The sequence below is a fragment of the Bordetella genomosp. 11 genome (genome assembly GCF_002261215.1).
Taxonomy (GTDB): Bacteria; Pseudomonadota; Gammaproteobacteria; order Burkholderiales; family Burkholderiaceae_B; genus Bordetella_C.
The window spans coordinates 4,666,541-4,679,866 of record NZ_NEVS01000004.1 but is presented as its reverse complement, the minus strand read 5'-3'; the positions used below and the strand labels follow the sequence as shown (position 1 = coordinate 4,679,866).

Sequence of the window (13,326 nt, the reverse complement as noted above, 5' to 3'; positions counted from 1 at the left end):
GGGGGTTTGTCATTGTGCCCATCGGCAGGCGCGCGGGCAGGGGGTATGACCGGCTCCCTATAATCACCCTCTCGTTCTCTCGCCGGCCAACCCGCCACGGCCCATGTCCTTTCCGTCCCCACGCGTGCTGTCCGTCATCCCGCCGATGACGCAGCTGAATACGCCTTATCCGTCCACTGCCTACCTGACCGGTTTTCTGCGGTCGCGCGGGGTGGCGTCGTTCCAGGAGGACCTGGCGCTGGCGCTGGTGTTGCGGCTGTTGTCTGTCGACGGCCTGCGTGCGATCGGCGCGCGCGTCGACGCGATGCCGGCGCCCGAGCATAGTCCGGCGATCCAGGCCTTCGTGGCGCAGCGGGCGCGCTATCTGGCGACGATAGGGCCGGTGATTGCCTTTCTGCAGGGACGCGATTCGACGCTGGCGCACCGTATCGTGGGCCGCAGTTTCCTGCCCGAGGGGCCGCGTTTCAGCTCCCTGGATGTGTATGTGGACGAAGAGGGCGGCGATCCGCTGGGTTGGGCGTTCGGCGCACTGGGCTTGCATGATCGCGCCAAGCATCTGGCGACCCTGTACCTGAACGATCTGGCCGATGTGGTGCGCGACGCCGTCGACGCGCGGTTCGAGTTCGTGCGCTATGCGGAGTCGCTGGCCGGCAGCCAGCCTACCTTCGATCCCCTGGCTCAGGCGCTGGCGGCGCCGCCCAACCTGGTGGACGATACGCTGCGCGAGCTGACGCTGGAAGCGCTGGCGCGCCACGCGCCGACGATGGTGCTGTTGTCGGTGCCATTCCCCGGCGCGGTGTACGCGGCCTTCCGTATCGCGCAAACCATCAAGGCGCGGGATCCGCGCATCGTCACGGTGCTGGGCGGCGGCTTCGTCAATACCGAACTGCGCGAGCTGCAGGACCCGCGCGTGTTCGATTACTTCGACTACGTTACGCTGGATGCCGGCGAGCGCCCCTTGCTGGCCTTGCTGGAGCATGTGCAGGGCAAGCGTTCGCGCCAGCGCCTGGTGCGTACCTTCGTGCGCGATGCCGATACGGGCGCGGTGCGGTACGTGAACATGGTGGAGCCCGACATCGCCTTCGCGGAGGTGGGAACGCCCACGTGGGACGGGCTGCCGCTGGATCGCTATCTGTCGCTGCTGGACATGCTGAACCCGATGCACCGGCTGTGGAGCGACGGGCGCTGGAACAAGCTGACGGTGGCGCACGGCTGCTATTGGAAGAAGTGCAGTTTCTGCGATGTCAGCCTGGACTATATCGGCCGTTACGAAGGCGCATCGGCCGCCGTGCTGGCCGATCGCATCGAGGCCATCGTGCGCGAGACGGGGCAGACGGGGTTTCACTTCGTGGACGAGGCCGCGCCCCCCAAATCGCTGAAGGCATTGGCGACCGAACTGATCGAGCGCAACACCGGTATTTCGTGGTGGGGCAACATCCGCTTCGAAAAAACGTTCACGCCGGAGTTGTGCGAGCTGCTGGCCGATAGCGGTTGCATCGCGGTGTCGGGCGGGCTGGAGGTGGCGTCGGACCGCCTGTTGAACCTGATGAAGAAGGGCGTGTCCGTCGACCAGGTGGCGCGGGTGACGCGCGCGTTCACGGATGCCGGCATCCTGGTGCATGCCTATCTGATGTACGGCTTTCCCACGCAGACCGTGCAGGATACCGTCGATGCCCTGGAGTACGTGCGACAGTTGTTCGAGAACGACTGCATTCAGAGCGGCTTTTTCCACCGCTTTGCCTGTACGGTGCATTCGCCGGTCGGGAAGAACCCCGAGGAATACGGCGTGACGCTGCAGCCCCTGCCGCCGGTTTCGTTCGCGAAGAACGATATCGGGTTTCATGACCCGACGGGCGTGGATCACGACAGCCTGGGCAAAGGGTTGAAGAAGGCGATCTACAACTACATGCACGGCATCGGGCTGGATGAGGACGTACGCGGCTGGTTTCCGTTCAAGGTGCCGCGCACGACGGTGGCGCCGAATCGGATCCGGCGCGCCCTGAGCCGGCGCGACTAGCGCGGGCCGGTGGATGGTCCGGTCCCCGCCGCTTGGGTTGCGTGTGGGTTCGTCGGGCCCGTGCGGGGCTTTCGAGGAAACGTCGCATGGCGTAACAACGCGAAGGCATACACTGTCGGTCTAGCCTGTCCACGGCCTTTCCGCGTACCCCTATTGTGACCAACGCTCCCTTTTCGTCATTGCCCCTTGCCCCCTCCTTGCTGGAGAACCTTCAAGGCCTCGGTTTCACGCAGATGACGCCCATCCAGGCGCAGAGCCTGCCGCTTGTCCTGGAAGGACGCGACCTGATCGCGCAAGCCAAGACAGGTAGCGGCAAGACGGCGGCGTTCGGTTTGGGCGTGCTGCAGAACCTGGACGTCGGCCGCCTGGCGCCGCAAGCGCTGGTGTTGTGCCCTACGCGCGAACTGGCCGACCAGGTCGCGCAGGAACTGCGCCGGCTGGCCCGGCTGATTCCCAATGTGAAGGTGCTGACGCTGTGCGGCGGCGCGGCCGCGCGCCCGCAGGCGGAGTCGCTTGCCCGGGGCGCCCATCTGGTGGTGGGTACGCCGGGCCGCGTCCAGGACCACCTGGAGCGTGGCAGCCTGGATTTGTCCGGCTTGAATACGCTGGTGCTGGACGAGGCCGATCGCATGGTGGATATGGGTTTCTACGACGACATCGTGGCGATCGCCGCGCACTGCCCCGCCAAGCGCCAGACGCTGCTGTTCTCGGCGACCTATCCCGACAACATCCGCAAGCTCAGCGCCCGATTCCTGCGCAACCCGGCGGAAATCAAGGTCGAGTCCCAGCATGATGCCAGCCGCATCGAGCAGGTTTTCTACGAGGTCGATGAAGGCGCAAGGCTGGACGCCGTGGCCGCGTTGCTGGCGCATTTCCAGCCGGTGTCCACGCTGGCATTCTGCAATACCAAGGTCCGCAGCCACGACCTGGTGGAACGCCTGCGGACAAAAGGGATCAGCGCCCAGGCGCTGAACGGTGACCTGGAACAGCGGGATCGCGATGAAATCCTGATCCAGTTCGCCAACCAGAGCTGCGCCGTCCTGGTGGCGACCGATGTGGCGGCTCGCGGGTTGGATATCCAGAACCTGGGCGCCGTCATCAATGTGGACGTGACCAAGGATACCGAGGTTCATGTCCACCGCATCGGCCGTAGCGGCCGTGGCGAGCAGAAGGGGCTGGCGCTGAGCCTGGTATCGCCCGAGGAAATGCGCTGGGCCACCCTGATAGAGCAATACCAGGGCGCGCCGTTGAAATGGGCCGATCTGAAGTCGCTGCGACCGGGATCCGATCGCCCCTTGCACGCGCCCATGGTCACCTTGAACATCCAGGGCGGCAAGAAGGACAAGCTGCGTCCCGGCGACCTGCTGGGCGCGCTAACCGGGGATGGCGGCCTGACGCGCGAGCAGGTTGGCAAGATCAACATCACCGAGTTCAACGCCTATGTGGCCCTGGACCGGCGGATCGCCAAGCAGGCGTTCGGGCGCATCTCGAACAGCAATATCAAGGGCCGCCGGTTCCGCATGCGGTTTCTGGAAGAGTTCTGACTGCGCGCCGGTACCGCATGAAGAGCGCAACCGAACCCCGGTCGGAAGCGCCCAGGATAGGCGTCGGAACGCCTACAGATTGCCCGCCTTCACGATATCCGCGAATTTCTTGCGTTCCTTTTCCACGAAGGCGCGGAATTCCGCGGTAGGCATGCCGCTGGGTTCCGCGCCCTGGGCGACCAGTACCTTGCGCACGTCCGGCATCTGCAGAACCGCGGCGACGTCCTGCTGGATGCGCTGGACGACGTCATCCGGCGTGCCCGCCGGCACGAACACGCCAAACCATTGGGTCAGGTCGAATTTTTCCAGTCCCTGTGTCTGGGCAACGGGGGGAATGCTCGGCGCCGCGGCCGCCGCTGTGGCGCCCGATACCGCCAAAGCCTTCAACTGGCCGGATTGGATGTGCGGCAGGCCGGTGGGCAAACCGACGAAACCGATGTTCACTTCGCCGGCCAGCAGCGCGCTGATGGAAGGCGCGACGCCCTTGTAGGGGATATGCGTCAGCTTCACGCCGCCCAGCTGTTCCAGCAGGACCGCGGCAAGATGCTGCGGCGTGCCGTTGCCCGAGGATGCGTAGGTCAGGGTGTTGGGATGCTTTTTGGCGTAAGCCATCAGCTCCGCCACGTTGGAGTAGGGCGCATTGGGTTGCGTTACCAGCACGAACGGCAGACGGACCGCCAAGGTGACCGGAACCAGATCCTTTTCCGGGTCGTAGGGCATCTGCTGCATGATGTACTGGTTTATCACCACTTCGGCGGTCGCCGACATCATGATGGTCAGCCCATCGGGCTTGGACCGCGCGACATAGGCCGCGCCGATGGAACCGCTGGCGCCAGCCTTGTTCTGCACGATGACGGGCTGGCCCCAGCGTTCGGATAGCTTCTGTCCGATCAGGCGGGCGACAGGATCCACACCGCCGCCAGCCGGGTAGGGCACGATCAGGTTGACCGGCTTATCCGGCCAGTCGGCAGCCTGGGCACCGGAAATCGCGCCCAGGGCCAACAGGCAACTGGCAAACCATGCAGCAATCTTCATTTTGTACATCTCCTCTCAGGATGCCGGTAGGCCTATGCGCGCAGTCTTTGCGCGATGGCGTCCGCGACGGCGTATGACACTCGTACGTTGGACTCGGCCGTGACGCCCGCGATATGGGGCGTCAGGACCAAGTTGGGTATGCCCGCGAAGACGGAGTCCGCGGTCAGGGGTTCGGTTTCGAAAACATCGACGGCTGCGCCGGCGATGCCGCCGCGACGCAGCGTTTCGGCCAGCGCGGCTTCATTGACGACGCCGCCGCGAGCGACGTTGACCAATATGGCGTGGCGCGGCATCAGGGCCAGGCGGCGAGCGTCGATCAGATCGCGCGTCGCATCCATTAGCGGCACGTGCACGGATACGACATCGCTCTCGCGCATCAAGGTGTCGAGGTCGGCATGGCGGATGACGTCCCGCCATGCGTCATGCGCGGCGTCCAGTACGGCATCATGGGCGCATACCTGCATGCCCACCGCGCGCGCCAGCGCGGCGGTGATCCGGCCCACCGAGCCCAGGCCGACGATGCCCAGCGTCTTGCCGGCGATTTCTCGGCCCGCCACCAGGCGTGCGCGAGGCCAGGTCCCCCGGGCGACCTCGTCGGTAGAAAGGTAGGCGTCGCCGCGCAGCAGCATCATGGCGGTGCAGATGACGTATTCGGCGACGGCGCTGGCGTTCGCGCCGACCGCGGGGAATACATCGATGCCCTGTTGTCGGCAATGATTCAGATCGATATTTTCCAAGCCTACGCCCAGGCGGCCGACCGCCTTCAGGCGGGTTTGCCCGGCCAGCAGCGCCGCATTGACCTGCGTACGGTTGCGGACGATCAGCGCGTCGGCATCCGCGAGCAGCGCGGCCAGTTCGTCCGGCCGCTCGCACAGGTCGGGCTGATAGGTGGTGTGGAACGTGGCGGACAGGCGCTTTACGGCGCCTTCATCCATGAATTCCGAAATGACGATCTTTTGCGCGGTCATGGTGTCAGGCCCCGTACGCCGCGACGACGTAGGGCGCCAGCCGATCCAGCGGCGGCGCGACTCCCAGTCCGGGGGTGTCCGGCAATGTCACCTTGCCGTTCTTCACGCCATGTCCTTCCGGCATCAGCAGATCGCGCAACGGGTTGGTGTTGGAGTCCACTTCCACATAGCCCGGCCCGCCGACCGCGGCCTTCAGATGCATGGAGGCGGTCAAGCCGATGCCTCCGCCCAGCCAATGCGGGCAGAACCAGCGATCCTGTTCCAGGACGGCGCGGGCCACGGGCAGGCAGGCGCTGAAGCCTCCCCATTTGCCGAGGTCCGGCTGGATGACCGCCAATCCCCCTTGCTTTATGCCCGCATCGAATGCATCGGCGCCGCGCAGGTTCTCGCCGGCGGCGATGCGCAGGGGCGCCTTATCGGTCAAGGCACGCCAGGTGTCCCAAGGCGTATCCGCGGGCAGGGGTTCTTCCAGCCATTCCAGGCGATAGGCGGCCAGCTTTTGCGCCATCGTTTCGGCTTGCGGCTGCGTCCATGCCTGGTTGGCGTCGACCATCAGGGTGGCATCCGGCCCCATGGCATCGCGCAGTGCGCGAACATTGTCTTCATCGCGCCGATCGCCAAAACCCACCTTCAATTTGAACGCGGTATAGCCTTCACGCGCCTTGGCCTCGGCGACCCGCTCCGGATGTTCCGGATTGATGCCGGAGGTGTACACCGAAATCGTCGCGCCGCCCTGCGGATCGAGCAGCTTCCATAAGGGTAGCCCCGCGCGGCGCGCCGCCATGTCCCAGATCGCCGTGTCGACGCCCGCGATGGCATGAGCGAGCGGGCCCGGTTCGCCGGACTGGATCGCTAAAATGCGCACGCTGTCGCTCAGCGACTGGAAGCATTCGAGCGGCGTCGACCAAGTACGGCCGCACAGCAGGGGGCGTATGCAGGTGTCGACCAGACGCGCGCGGTGTTCGGCGCCGACGGCCGGGAAATTGCACCATACTTCGCCCCAGCCATGATGTCCTTCCGTATCGGTGACGCGCACCAGGACCGCGGGGCGATCGTGCATGATGCCGAAAGAGGTACGCACCGGAGGCTCCGCGGGCGCGCGCAGAACGAAGGTTTCCAGCTTGGCGACTTGGAAGGGACGGTCTTGAATCATGTGCGGCGGATTGATCCTGGATGAAGCGCGGTCGATGGGCGGGCGATTGAAACAATCCGTGCCGGCAGACATCGACCGAAGAAAAATGGCGCAAAATCATTGCCATTAAATCTAAAAGTACATAATACTAGACTTATATATGTCTGTACACCGTCAAACCCTCCCGGCCGGCCCGATTCCACGCTATGTTGCCGTCGCGGACCAATTGCGCCGCCGCATCGAAAAAGGCGAGTGGCCCGCGGGGCACGCCTTACCTTCGCTACAGCAGTTGGCGGAGACTTTCGATGTGGCCCGGCTTACTGCCCGGCAGGCCGTGCAACTGCTGGTCGCCGAAGGGTTGCTGGCCAGCCATCGTGGCCAGGGGACATTTGTGGCCGAGACCGTACGACCCATCCGGACCGCGCCGCTGGAAAGCTCTTTGCGTGAATTGGGGGATACCTACCGCAGCCTGGCGCCGGTGATCCTGGCCATCGATGAAACCCCACGTCCCCTGCCGGTGGGCGGTGGCCGGGAAGAGGGCTACGCCTACATGCGCCGTCTGCACATGAACGATGGCCGTGCGTACTGCGTGATCGCCCTGTATGTGGCGCAATCGGTTTTCACCCTGGCGCCGGAGAAATTCCGCTCGCGTGCAGTGATACCGGTCATGTTGGAGCTGCCGGGCGTGCAAATCGCGCGTGCGCACCAGACCTTGACCATCGGCACGGCGGACGCCGAGACCGCGTCGCTGTTGCACATCGCCAAGGATGCTCCGGTGGCGCATGTGGCTCGCATCTTCCACGACGCGGCGGGCGAGGTCATCTATTACGCGGAGGTGATCTATCGCGGCGACGCGATCCGGCTCGAGATCGATCTGAAGGCTTGAGGTCCCCGCCGACGCGAAGCGTCCCCATATCAGGCTGCCCGTCGAAATTTCGTCGAACCTGAGACGCCGAAAGTGCTTTTTCAGGTAAGTCTTTGATCTGTATGGGTTTTAGTCTCTTGCCGTTGCCATGCTGCGACGGCATACTGAAAGACTATTGTCATATAACGCCGAACGCCGTCAAAATTATCAGATCAATTTGACGAAAATTACATGAGCACACTTCCTTCGGGGTGTCTGGCAGACGCGCCCTCCTTGCAGGATGTCGTCCTCGTTCTCACCGAAAAGATCGGCGCCGGCCATGATCGTGAAGTCTGGCGGCATCCTTTGAATCGCGCGCTGGGCGTCAAGGTTTCCAAGCCGGAGCACGAGCGGGCACAGAACGACATCGACCTGCACTACAGCACGCACCTGGAACGCCTGGGTGTGGCGGGGCCTCATATCCCGCGCGTGCATGGCTGGGTCCAGACGGATCGTGGCCGGGGCCTGGTGGTCGACCTGGTCCAACGGCCGGATGGCACGCCCTGTCCGACCTTGTCGCGGGCCTTGCGCAGCGGCATGATCACTGAACTGGAAGCGGTTGGGCTGATCTACGAAGCCGCCGACTGGCTGGCGCGCGCAGGCGTGATCCTGGCCGACTATGGCGTCGATAACTTCCTGGTGCGGGAAGCGGGCGCCCCCGCGCGCGCGCATCTGGTTTTCGTCGATGGGCTGGGCACGCGGCACTTCGACTTCAAGTACTGGGCCCGGTGCACGTTCACGCCGCTGGAGCACTGGACGGCCAGGCAAAAGGCACAGGCTTTCCGCGACAGAACGCTGGGCTTGCTGCGCGATCGTTCAAGCCGGCTATGGGTTCCCAAGGAAATGCAGCACCTGACGGCCTGATAGCTCGGGTCGGGCGCCCGTATAGCAGAACAAGGTCGATGGGACGCGGCTGCGCCGCACCTGGTCCAGGTACATCTCGTACAGCGCCGCGATGGCCTCCTGCGACATCTCCTGCTTGCGCTGGTGGATGATGGCCGGGGTGCAGGATGCGACGATCAGGCGCCGCGGGCGCGGCGCCAGCGCGGTGCACAGGTCGTAGGCCGCGATACGGCGGAAATCGCCCTGGCTGTTCAGGCGGACGTTGCGTACGAAATAGTCGTAGAAGTAGCGATCGAGGATGAGCGGGCGGCGCCAGCCCGTGAAGAGCTGCATGAGCGAAAAAGCCGCCCACGCGACGGGCAATATCAGCCAAAGCCGTTTTTCGTCGCGCACGTTGCGCGGTTCGCTGCCCCAGTAGAACAGCGGTTTGCGGAAAAGGCGCTTGAAGCGCCTGAAGCGGAATCGCTTGCCCAGGGGGCTGGATTCGATGCCGTCCATCAATGCGGTTTTGCCGCTGCCGTCCGGACCGATCACGGCGGTGGTGTCGCCGGCGGGCCAGTGCAGCACGCGGCGCGCGCGCCACGCCAGGCGCTTGAGCGCGATGGCGGTGGGCGACGTAATCGGTATGCCGCGGGCACGCAGGAAGGCCGTGGCCGCCTGGTGCGCGGCATCCATTTCCATGGTGCCCGCCAACAAACCGTTCATGGCATCGCGCAGCCCCGGTACGGCGCCGACGCGGTCGGCGAAGTAGGCCAGCCTGTCTCTTACCAGGGCGTCACGCAAGTCCTTGCCCTTGTGGTGGAGGTGCAGCAGGAATAACGCCGCCAGCAATTCCTCGCGTCCCCGGGCGTCCAATCGCTCGTAGGCGGTATAGGCGACACCGGCGCGGCTGAGGCGGCCGCGTTCGCCGCGCGTGCGCAATTCCGCGTGCGGCCACATTTCTATCGTTACGCGGCGGCCGCTGTCGTCCAGCAGCTCGACCTGGCGCTTGAAAGGCGCCGACTGGCGCAGGACGAAGCTGACGCCGGCTGCCTGGCATAGCGAAAACACCGCACGCAATATTTCGTCGAAACGGGCTTCATCGATGAGAAAGTCGAAGTCGCCCTGGAATATCCCGTCGCCGGCAGTGTCGCGCGGCCGCAGCATGACGCAGGGGATACGGCCGGCCTGGCCCAGCTCGATGAACTCGCGCAGCGCGCGCGCGCAAGCGGATGAATCGAAAACGGGAGGGGAATCCATCAGTGGGCGCTCATGACGAGGCGCCATAAGAGGCGCGGCGGGCGTTCAAGCGCATATCGATTTGGCGAGAGTAAAGTGCAGCGCCGCAGTGTCGGCGGGCCAGCGTGAAATTTCCATCAAATTGTACGGTAGATACCCCCCTTCGCGATGGTGTTGCCCGCCGCAGGCCGGCGCCTGTCGATGCTGACGGCGACCGGCAACGGCGGCAGCGGCGGTCTATGACGCGCATCTCCTAGGCGGGGCCGGCCATTCGCTCGCAGGCGTCGGCGCAGCGCCGGCACATCGTGGCGCAGTCGTCCATGCCGTCCAGCGCATCGCAGCTGTCCGCGCATTGGCGGCAAATGGACGCGCAGTCGGCGCAGGTGTGCCGATGATGCGGCACGCCGATCAGCATGAAGTGCGCCGCGGTGCGGCACATTTCCGCGCAGGCCATCATCAGGCGGAAGTGGCCGGGCTCCACGTGCGGGCCGCCTTCTTCCAGGCAGTGGTTCATGGCCATTGCGGTGCAGGTCTGGTAGCAGCGCAGGCATTCGTCGATGCAAAGCTGCGCCTCGGGGGGGATGGGTTTCATGGCTGAGTGTTCCTTGGTGAGGCCGCGGTAGTCGCGAGCGGATGACAGGGGCAGCAACCGCTGTGCCGCGCGCCGCGGCAGCACGCCGATACAAAAGGTTATGGCGCCCGTGCGGTTCAGCCCACGACAGCTTTGATAGTGTGGCGACATCCTGCACAGCAGCGAAATAACCCGCACCTGGAACGGTGCTGCGCCAATTGGGAGAATCGCCATGGCCGCCAACCCACTCACCACCGACTGCGATATCCAGATCCGGATCCTGGTCGACGATAACAATGTCCAGGACGGCACCGCGTCCGGGGTATACATCGTGGATAACCGCGTGTCCCTGGGCAGTTCGCCGCAAGGCAGCGCGACCTTGAATACGATAGCCAGGAAAAACGAAAAGATCTGCTGGAGGGTGGAGCCCCTGAATCCCAACTCCAAGTCCAGCTTTGTGATCCAGACCATCGGCGAAATCCCTGCATGGGGATTCAGCGGCGGTCCCAGGATGTCCCCCGACATGGGGGACGCCGCCTTTACGGGAACGGTCGAAGCCGCTTGCGGCGCGACGGCGTACAACATCGATATCTATGCGTCGCTCGAAGACGGCGACGAAGCGACTTTGAGCGTGAAGCCCAGTCTTGCCGCGTCCTGAAACGGGCGGGTCAGGCCACAGGCCGTTGGCCGAAGCAGGCCGGCAACATCTTCAGTCAAGCGCCGCGCCGTGAAACGGCGTCGGCAACTTTTTCCGCTTACTACCGCACCGGAGTTGACTCATGGACACCACAAAGCCTTCCACATCATCGACCCCGAATCCCGCGCTGGTGACGGGCGAGGCACAGTACGGCATCGACAACCCTCAAACCGTCGTTCGCATTCTCGTGGATACCGAGTATGTGGGCTCGACGGCACCCACCAACAACGGCGTCGTCGGCAACGGCGTCTTCATGATGGATAACCGGGCGTCGAACGGCAGCACCGCCGAAGGGAATCTTGAACTGCACACTTTTGCGATGAACGGAGATTTCATCGGGTTCTACATCGAGACCGTCGATCCGAATTCGCAAAACACGGTGATCATTGAAGGTTTCGAGCCTCTTAGCGGCGATGTCTTCACCAGTGCGGGTATGCCTGTACAGGTGGATACCGACGGCAAGATATTCGTCGGCCAAGCGTGCGTCACGGGCAATGCGACATATCGAATCAAATGCAAGATGGTGAGAAACGGCCTGACCCAGGTAAGCATACCGTTCATGTGGGACCCGTTCCTGACAGTCAACTAATGAATCGCCGGATACGCCGGTTCGTTCCGGCCTTCGCAACAAAGCGGTAAAGCGCCGATCGCGCACAGGGATGTGCCATGACAGATCAGGATCAAGCTCCGGATTCAGATTCGGATACAGACGACGATGACACCAAAACCGGAAAGACCGTCCTCGCGAATTTTCCGAAGTATTTTCAGAGGTGCGGCAAGAACAACAACTGGGGCTGGATCGCCACGGCGGTGATGATAGGCAACTTCTTCGGCACCGGTCCCTTGGAGAGCCGCCAGAACAAGAGCTGGACACAGAGCTTCCTGGCAAACCGGATCTGCAACGGCCAGAACGTATCAGGCAACCCCGACACTGCATTGAACAATGTTTTCGCCGATAACCCTGCGATCACCAACGATCCGGCCGCGCAAACGTACGGGATGGCGCGTGCGATGATCAAGCAAGGTTTGCCTGTGGTCATAGCGTGGCTGGATCCCCGGACCAGCAAGGCGCTTCCCGGTTTTGTCGTGGCGGTCTACGGCTACGCCGGGGCCAGGTGGTACTTCGGGGACCCTTCCCGAGTGGCTGTGTCGGAGAATTCAGCGCTTCCCTCGCCCGCGAAAGGCGTTAAAGCCAACCTGAGGTTCTTCTACAGCAGAAAGCCGCCCATGGGAACGCCGCCGACCTGAGCGTTTATGTGCGGCTCATACCGCCATGTCTTATCAATGGACTTCCGAATTATCCGGGTTCATCCCATCAGCGCGATCGGAACTGCAACCTCGATTGCGCGCAGGAGCATGCAATGACCGACGAGAATCAAGATCCGGACACGAACGACGACGAAGATAAAGCGGCGGGATTCGTCATAAATGGGTTCCCGCAATATCTGCAGAAGGAAGAACGTGACAATTGGGGCTGGATCACCGTGGCGGTGATGGTAGGCAACTACTACAAAAGCGGTCCGATAGAGAACCCGGCGAACTTGATGTGGAGGCAGAGCGCGCTGGCCATCAAGGTCTGCAACGGCCAGGATGTTTCGGGCAATCCCGATAGTTCACTGAACGCCGTTTTCTGCGCCAACCTCGCAAGTACGAACGACATGAATGCGCAGAACTTTACGGCGCTGCGTACCGCGATCAGGCAAGAGAAGCCCGTGGTCGTGGCCTGGGTGAATAACAGGACAAAACAGGCCGTGCCGGGTTACGTCGTCGCTTGCTATGGCTTCGGTGGAGGCAACTGGTACTACTGCAATCCATCGAAGACGTCCATAACGATAGCCTCAACGTTTCCGACGCCTCCGCCACCGCAGCGGGCCGGTTGCTCCTTGACGATGTTCTACTCGAAGACGCCGTCCATGGGGAGACGGTGATTCAGCCGGGCGGCAGCGTGTCGTACCTGGGAAGCGCGTCCGTGATGTCGTGCCAGGGCGCCTTCGAGCCGACAAAGATGTGCATCGAAGGACGAATCGCCGGCGTGTCCACCATCGTCCCCATGGTGACGTGGGCATAGGCGCCGCCGCGCACGATGGAATAGAGCAGGGATCCGCAGGTGCCGCAATGGACATCGTGCTCGGCGTCCGGATTGCCGTGGATCATGGTGACGTCCGCGCCATGTTCGATCCTGAGGCGATCGGCGGCGATGCCGGCGAAGCTCTTGTACGCGGCGCCGGTCGCGCGCCGGCACTGCGAGCAATGGCAGTTCATGGCGTATTCGAAGCGGTCTTCGACGGCATACCGGACGGCGCCGCACAGGCAGCTGCCTTTCACGTCATTCCTTGACATGCGCACTCCTCGATTTGCGACAACCATTTTAGTGCGGCGCCAGCCTGCGCATGAACC

At 63.5% G+C, this 13,326-nt stretch carries 14 protein-coding genes; 8 read left to right on the top strand and 6 right to left on the bottom strand.

What is annotated here, in order from left to right:
* Nucleotides 1-103: 103 nt before the first annotated feature.
* Together CAL28_RS28760 and dbpA are read left to right on the top strand one after the other, a co-directional pair.
* A complete protein-coding gene (locus tag CAL28_RS28760; RefSeq protein ID WP_254926263.1) occupies nucleotides 104-2,017 on the top strand; it encodes a B12-binding domain-containing radical SAM protein in 1,914 nt (637 codons plus the stop codon).
* Nucleotides 2,018-2,172: 155 nt separating this feature from the next.
* Nucleotides 2,173-3,561 (top strand): ATP-dependent RNA helicase DbpA, encoded by a 1,389-nt coding sequence (dbpA, locus tag CAL28_RS28755; protein WP_094844377.1) that lies wholly within the window; start codon nucleotides 2,173-2,175, stop codon nucleotides 3,559-3,561.
* A 72-nt stretch (nucleotides 3,562-3,633) separates the two neighbouring features.
* Here dbpA and CAL28_RS28750 read toward each other — a convergent pair whose 3' ends face one another.
* From CAL28_RS28750 to CAL28_RS28740, 3 genes are read right to left on the bottom strand one after another with little or no spacing between them, the layout of a single operon-like run.
* Nucleotides 3,634-4,596: a Bug family tripartite tricarboxylate transporter substrate binding protein gene (locus CAL28_RS28750; RefSeq protein WP_176464130.1), complete on the bottom strand. Its 963-nt coding sequence runs from the start codon at nucleotides 4,594-4,596 to the stop codon at nucleotides 3,634-3,636.
* A 32-nt stretch (nucleotides 4,597-4,628) separates the two neighbouring features.
* Complete coding sequence (locus CAL28_RS28745) at nucleotides 4,629-5,564, bottom strand: NAD(P)-dependent oxidoreductase (RefSeq protein ID WP_094844375.1); 936 nt, start codon at nucleotides 5,562-5,564, stop codon at nucleotides 4,629-4,631.
* A 4-nt stretch (nucleotides 5,565-5,568) separates the two neighbouring features.
* Nucleotides 5,569-6,717 (bottom strand): mandelate racemase/muconate lactonizing enzyme family protein, encoded by a 1,149-nt coding sequence (locus tag CAL28_RS28740; RefSeq protein WP_094844916.1) that lies wholly within the window; start codon nucleotides 6,715-6,717, stop codon nucleotides 5,569-5,571.
* A gap of 139 nt (nucleotides 6,718-6,856) precedes the next feature.
* Between CAL28_RS28740 and CAL28_RS28735 the strand changes: the two genes are divergently transcribed.
* Together CAL28_RS28735 and CAL28_RS28730 are read left to right on the top strand one after the other, a co-directional pair.
* Nucleotides 6,857-7,582 carry a GntR family transcriptional regulator gene (locus tag CAL28_RS28735; protein ID WP_094844374.1) on the top strand — a complete coding sequence of 242 codons (726 nt, stop codon included), beginning with the start codon at nucleotides 6,857-6,859 and terminating at the stop codon, nucleotides 7,580-7,582.
* A 210-nt stretch (nucleotides 7,583-7,792) separates the two neighbouring features.
* The gene (locus tag CAL28_RS28730; protein WP_094844373.1) at nucleotides 7,793-8,464 is read left to right on the top strand and encodes a YrbL family protein; all 672 of its coding nucleotides are present in this window, start codon (nucleotides 7,793-7,795) and stop codon (nucleotides 8,462-8,464) included.
* On the opposite strand, the gene CAL28_RS28725 is transcribed toward CAL28_RS28730, so the two are convergent.
* Nucleotides 8,426-9,682, bottom strand: coding sequence for a hypothetical protein (locus CAL28_RS28725; protein WP_094844372.1), 1,257 nt, complete (start codon nucleotides 9,680-9,682; stop codon nucleotides 8,426-8,428). The two genes, CAL28_RS28730 and CAL28_RS28725, sit on opposite strands and share 39 nt — an antisense overlap.
* Before the next feature lie 232 nt (nucleotides 9,683-9,914).
* Entirely contained in the window at nucleotides 9,915-10,253 is a 339-nt protein-coding gene (locus CAL28_RS28720; RefSeq protein WP_094844371.1) for a four-helix bundle copper-binding protein, read from the bottom strand.
* Nucleotides 10,254-10,464: 211 nt separating this feature from the next.
* On the opposite strand from CAL28_RS28720, the gene CAL28_RS28715 reads away from it, so the two are divergent.
* From CAL28_RS28715 to CAL28_RS28700, 4 genes are all read left to right on the top strand, one after another.
* Nucleotides 10,465-10,890 carry a hypothetical protein gene (locus CAL28_RS28715; RefSeq protein WP_094844370.1) on the top strand — a complete coding sequence of 142 codons (426 nt, stop codon included), beginning with the start codon at nucleotides 10,465-10,467 and terminating at the stop codon, nucleotides 10,888-10,890.
* A 121-nt stretch (nucleotides 10,891-11,011) separates the two neighbouring features.
* A complete protein-coding gene (locus CAL28_RS28710) occupies nucleotides 11,012-11,518 on the top strand; it encodes an AidA/PixA family protein (RefSeq protein WP_094844369.1) in 507 nt (168 codons plus the stop codon).
* A 77-nt stretch (nucleotides 11,519-11,595) separates the two neighbouring features.
* A complete protein-coding gene (locus tag CAL28_RS28705) occupies nucleotides 11,596-12,177 on the top strand; it encodes a papain-like cysteine protease family protein (protein WP_094844368.1) in 582 nt (193 codons plus the stop codon).
* A 113-nt stretch (nucleotides 12,178-12,290) separates the two neighbouring features.
* Complete coding sequence (locus CAL28_RS28700) at nucleotides 12,291-12,857, top strand: papain-like cysteine protease family protein (RefSeq protein WP_094844367.1); 567 nt, start codon at nucleotides 12,291-12,293, stop codon at nucleotides 12,855-12,857.
* 1 nt (nucleotide 12,858) lies between these two features.
* Here the strand turns inward: CAL28_RS28700 and CAL28_RS28695 are convergent, their stop codons facing one another.
* Nucleotides 12,859-13,269 (bottom strand): GFA family protein, encoded by a 411-nt coding sequence (locus tag CAL28_RS28695; RefSeq protein WP_094844366.1) that lies wholly within the window; start codon nucleotides 13,267-13,269, stop codon nucleotides 12,859-12,861.
* Between the last annotated feature and the right edge of the window lie 57 nt (nucleotides 13,270-13,326).

Coding starts and splice junctions, on each gene's coding strand:
- CAL28_RS28760 (WP_254926263.1), top strand. CDS start 104: ATGTCCTTTCCGTCCCCACGCGTGCTGTCCGTCATCCCGCCGATGACG.
- CAL28_RS28750 (WP_176464130.1), bottom strand. CDS start 4,596: ATGAAGATTGCTGCATGGTTTGCCAGTTGCCTGTTGGCCCTGGGCGCG.
- CAL28_RS28745 (WP_094844375.1), bottom strand. CDS start 5,564: ATGACCGCGCAAAAGATCGTCATTTCGGAATTCATGGATGAAGGCGCC.
- CAL28_RS28740 (WP_094844916.1), bottom strand. CDS start 6,717: ATGATTCAAGACCGTCCCTTCCAAGTCGCCAAGCTGGAAACCTTCGTT.
- CAL28_RS28735 (WP_094844374.1), top strand. CDS start 6,857: ATGTCTGTACACCGTCAAACCCTCCCGGCCGGCCCGATTCCACGCTAT.
- CAL28_RS28730 (WP_094844373.1), top strand. CDS start 7,793: ATGAGCACACTTCCTTCGGGGTGTCTGGCAGACGCGCCCTCCTTGCAG.
- CAL28_RS28725 (WP_094844372.1), bottom strand. CDS start 9,682: ATGGATTCCCCTCCCGTTTTCGATTCATCCGCTTGCGCGCGCGCGCTG.
- CAL28_RS28720 (WP_094844371.1), bottom strand. CDS start 10,253: ATGAAACCCATCCCCCCCGAGGCGCAGCTTTGCATCGACGAATGCCTG.
- CAL28_RS28715 (WP_094844370.1), top strand. CDS start 10,465: ATGGCCGCCAACCCACTCACCACCGACTGCGATATCCAGATCCGGATC.
- CAL28_RS28710 (WP_094844369.1), top strand. CDS start 11,012: ATGGACACCACAAAGCCTTCCACATCATCGACCCCGAATCCCGCGCTG.
- CAL28_RS28705 (WP_094844368.1), top strand. CDS start 11,596: ATGACAGATCAGGATCAAGCTCCGGATTCAGATTCGGATACAGACGAC.
- CAL28_RS28700 (WP_094844367.1), top strand. CDS start 12,291: ATGACCGACGAGAATCAAGATCCGGACACGAACGACGACGAAGATAAA.
- CAL28_RS28695 (WP_094844366.1), bottom strand. CDS start 13,269: ATGTCAAGGAATGACGTGAAAGGCAGCTGCCTGTGCGGCGCCGTCCGG.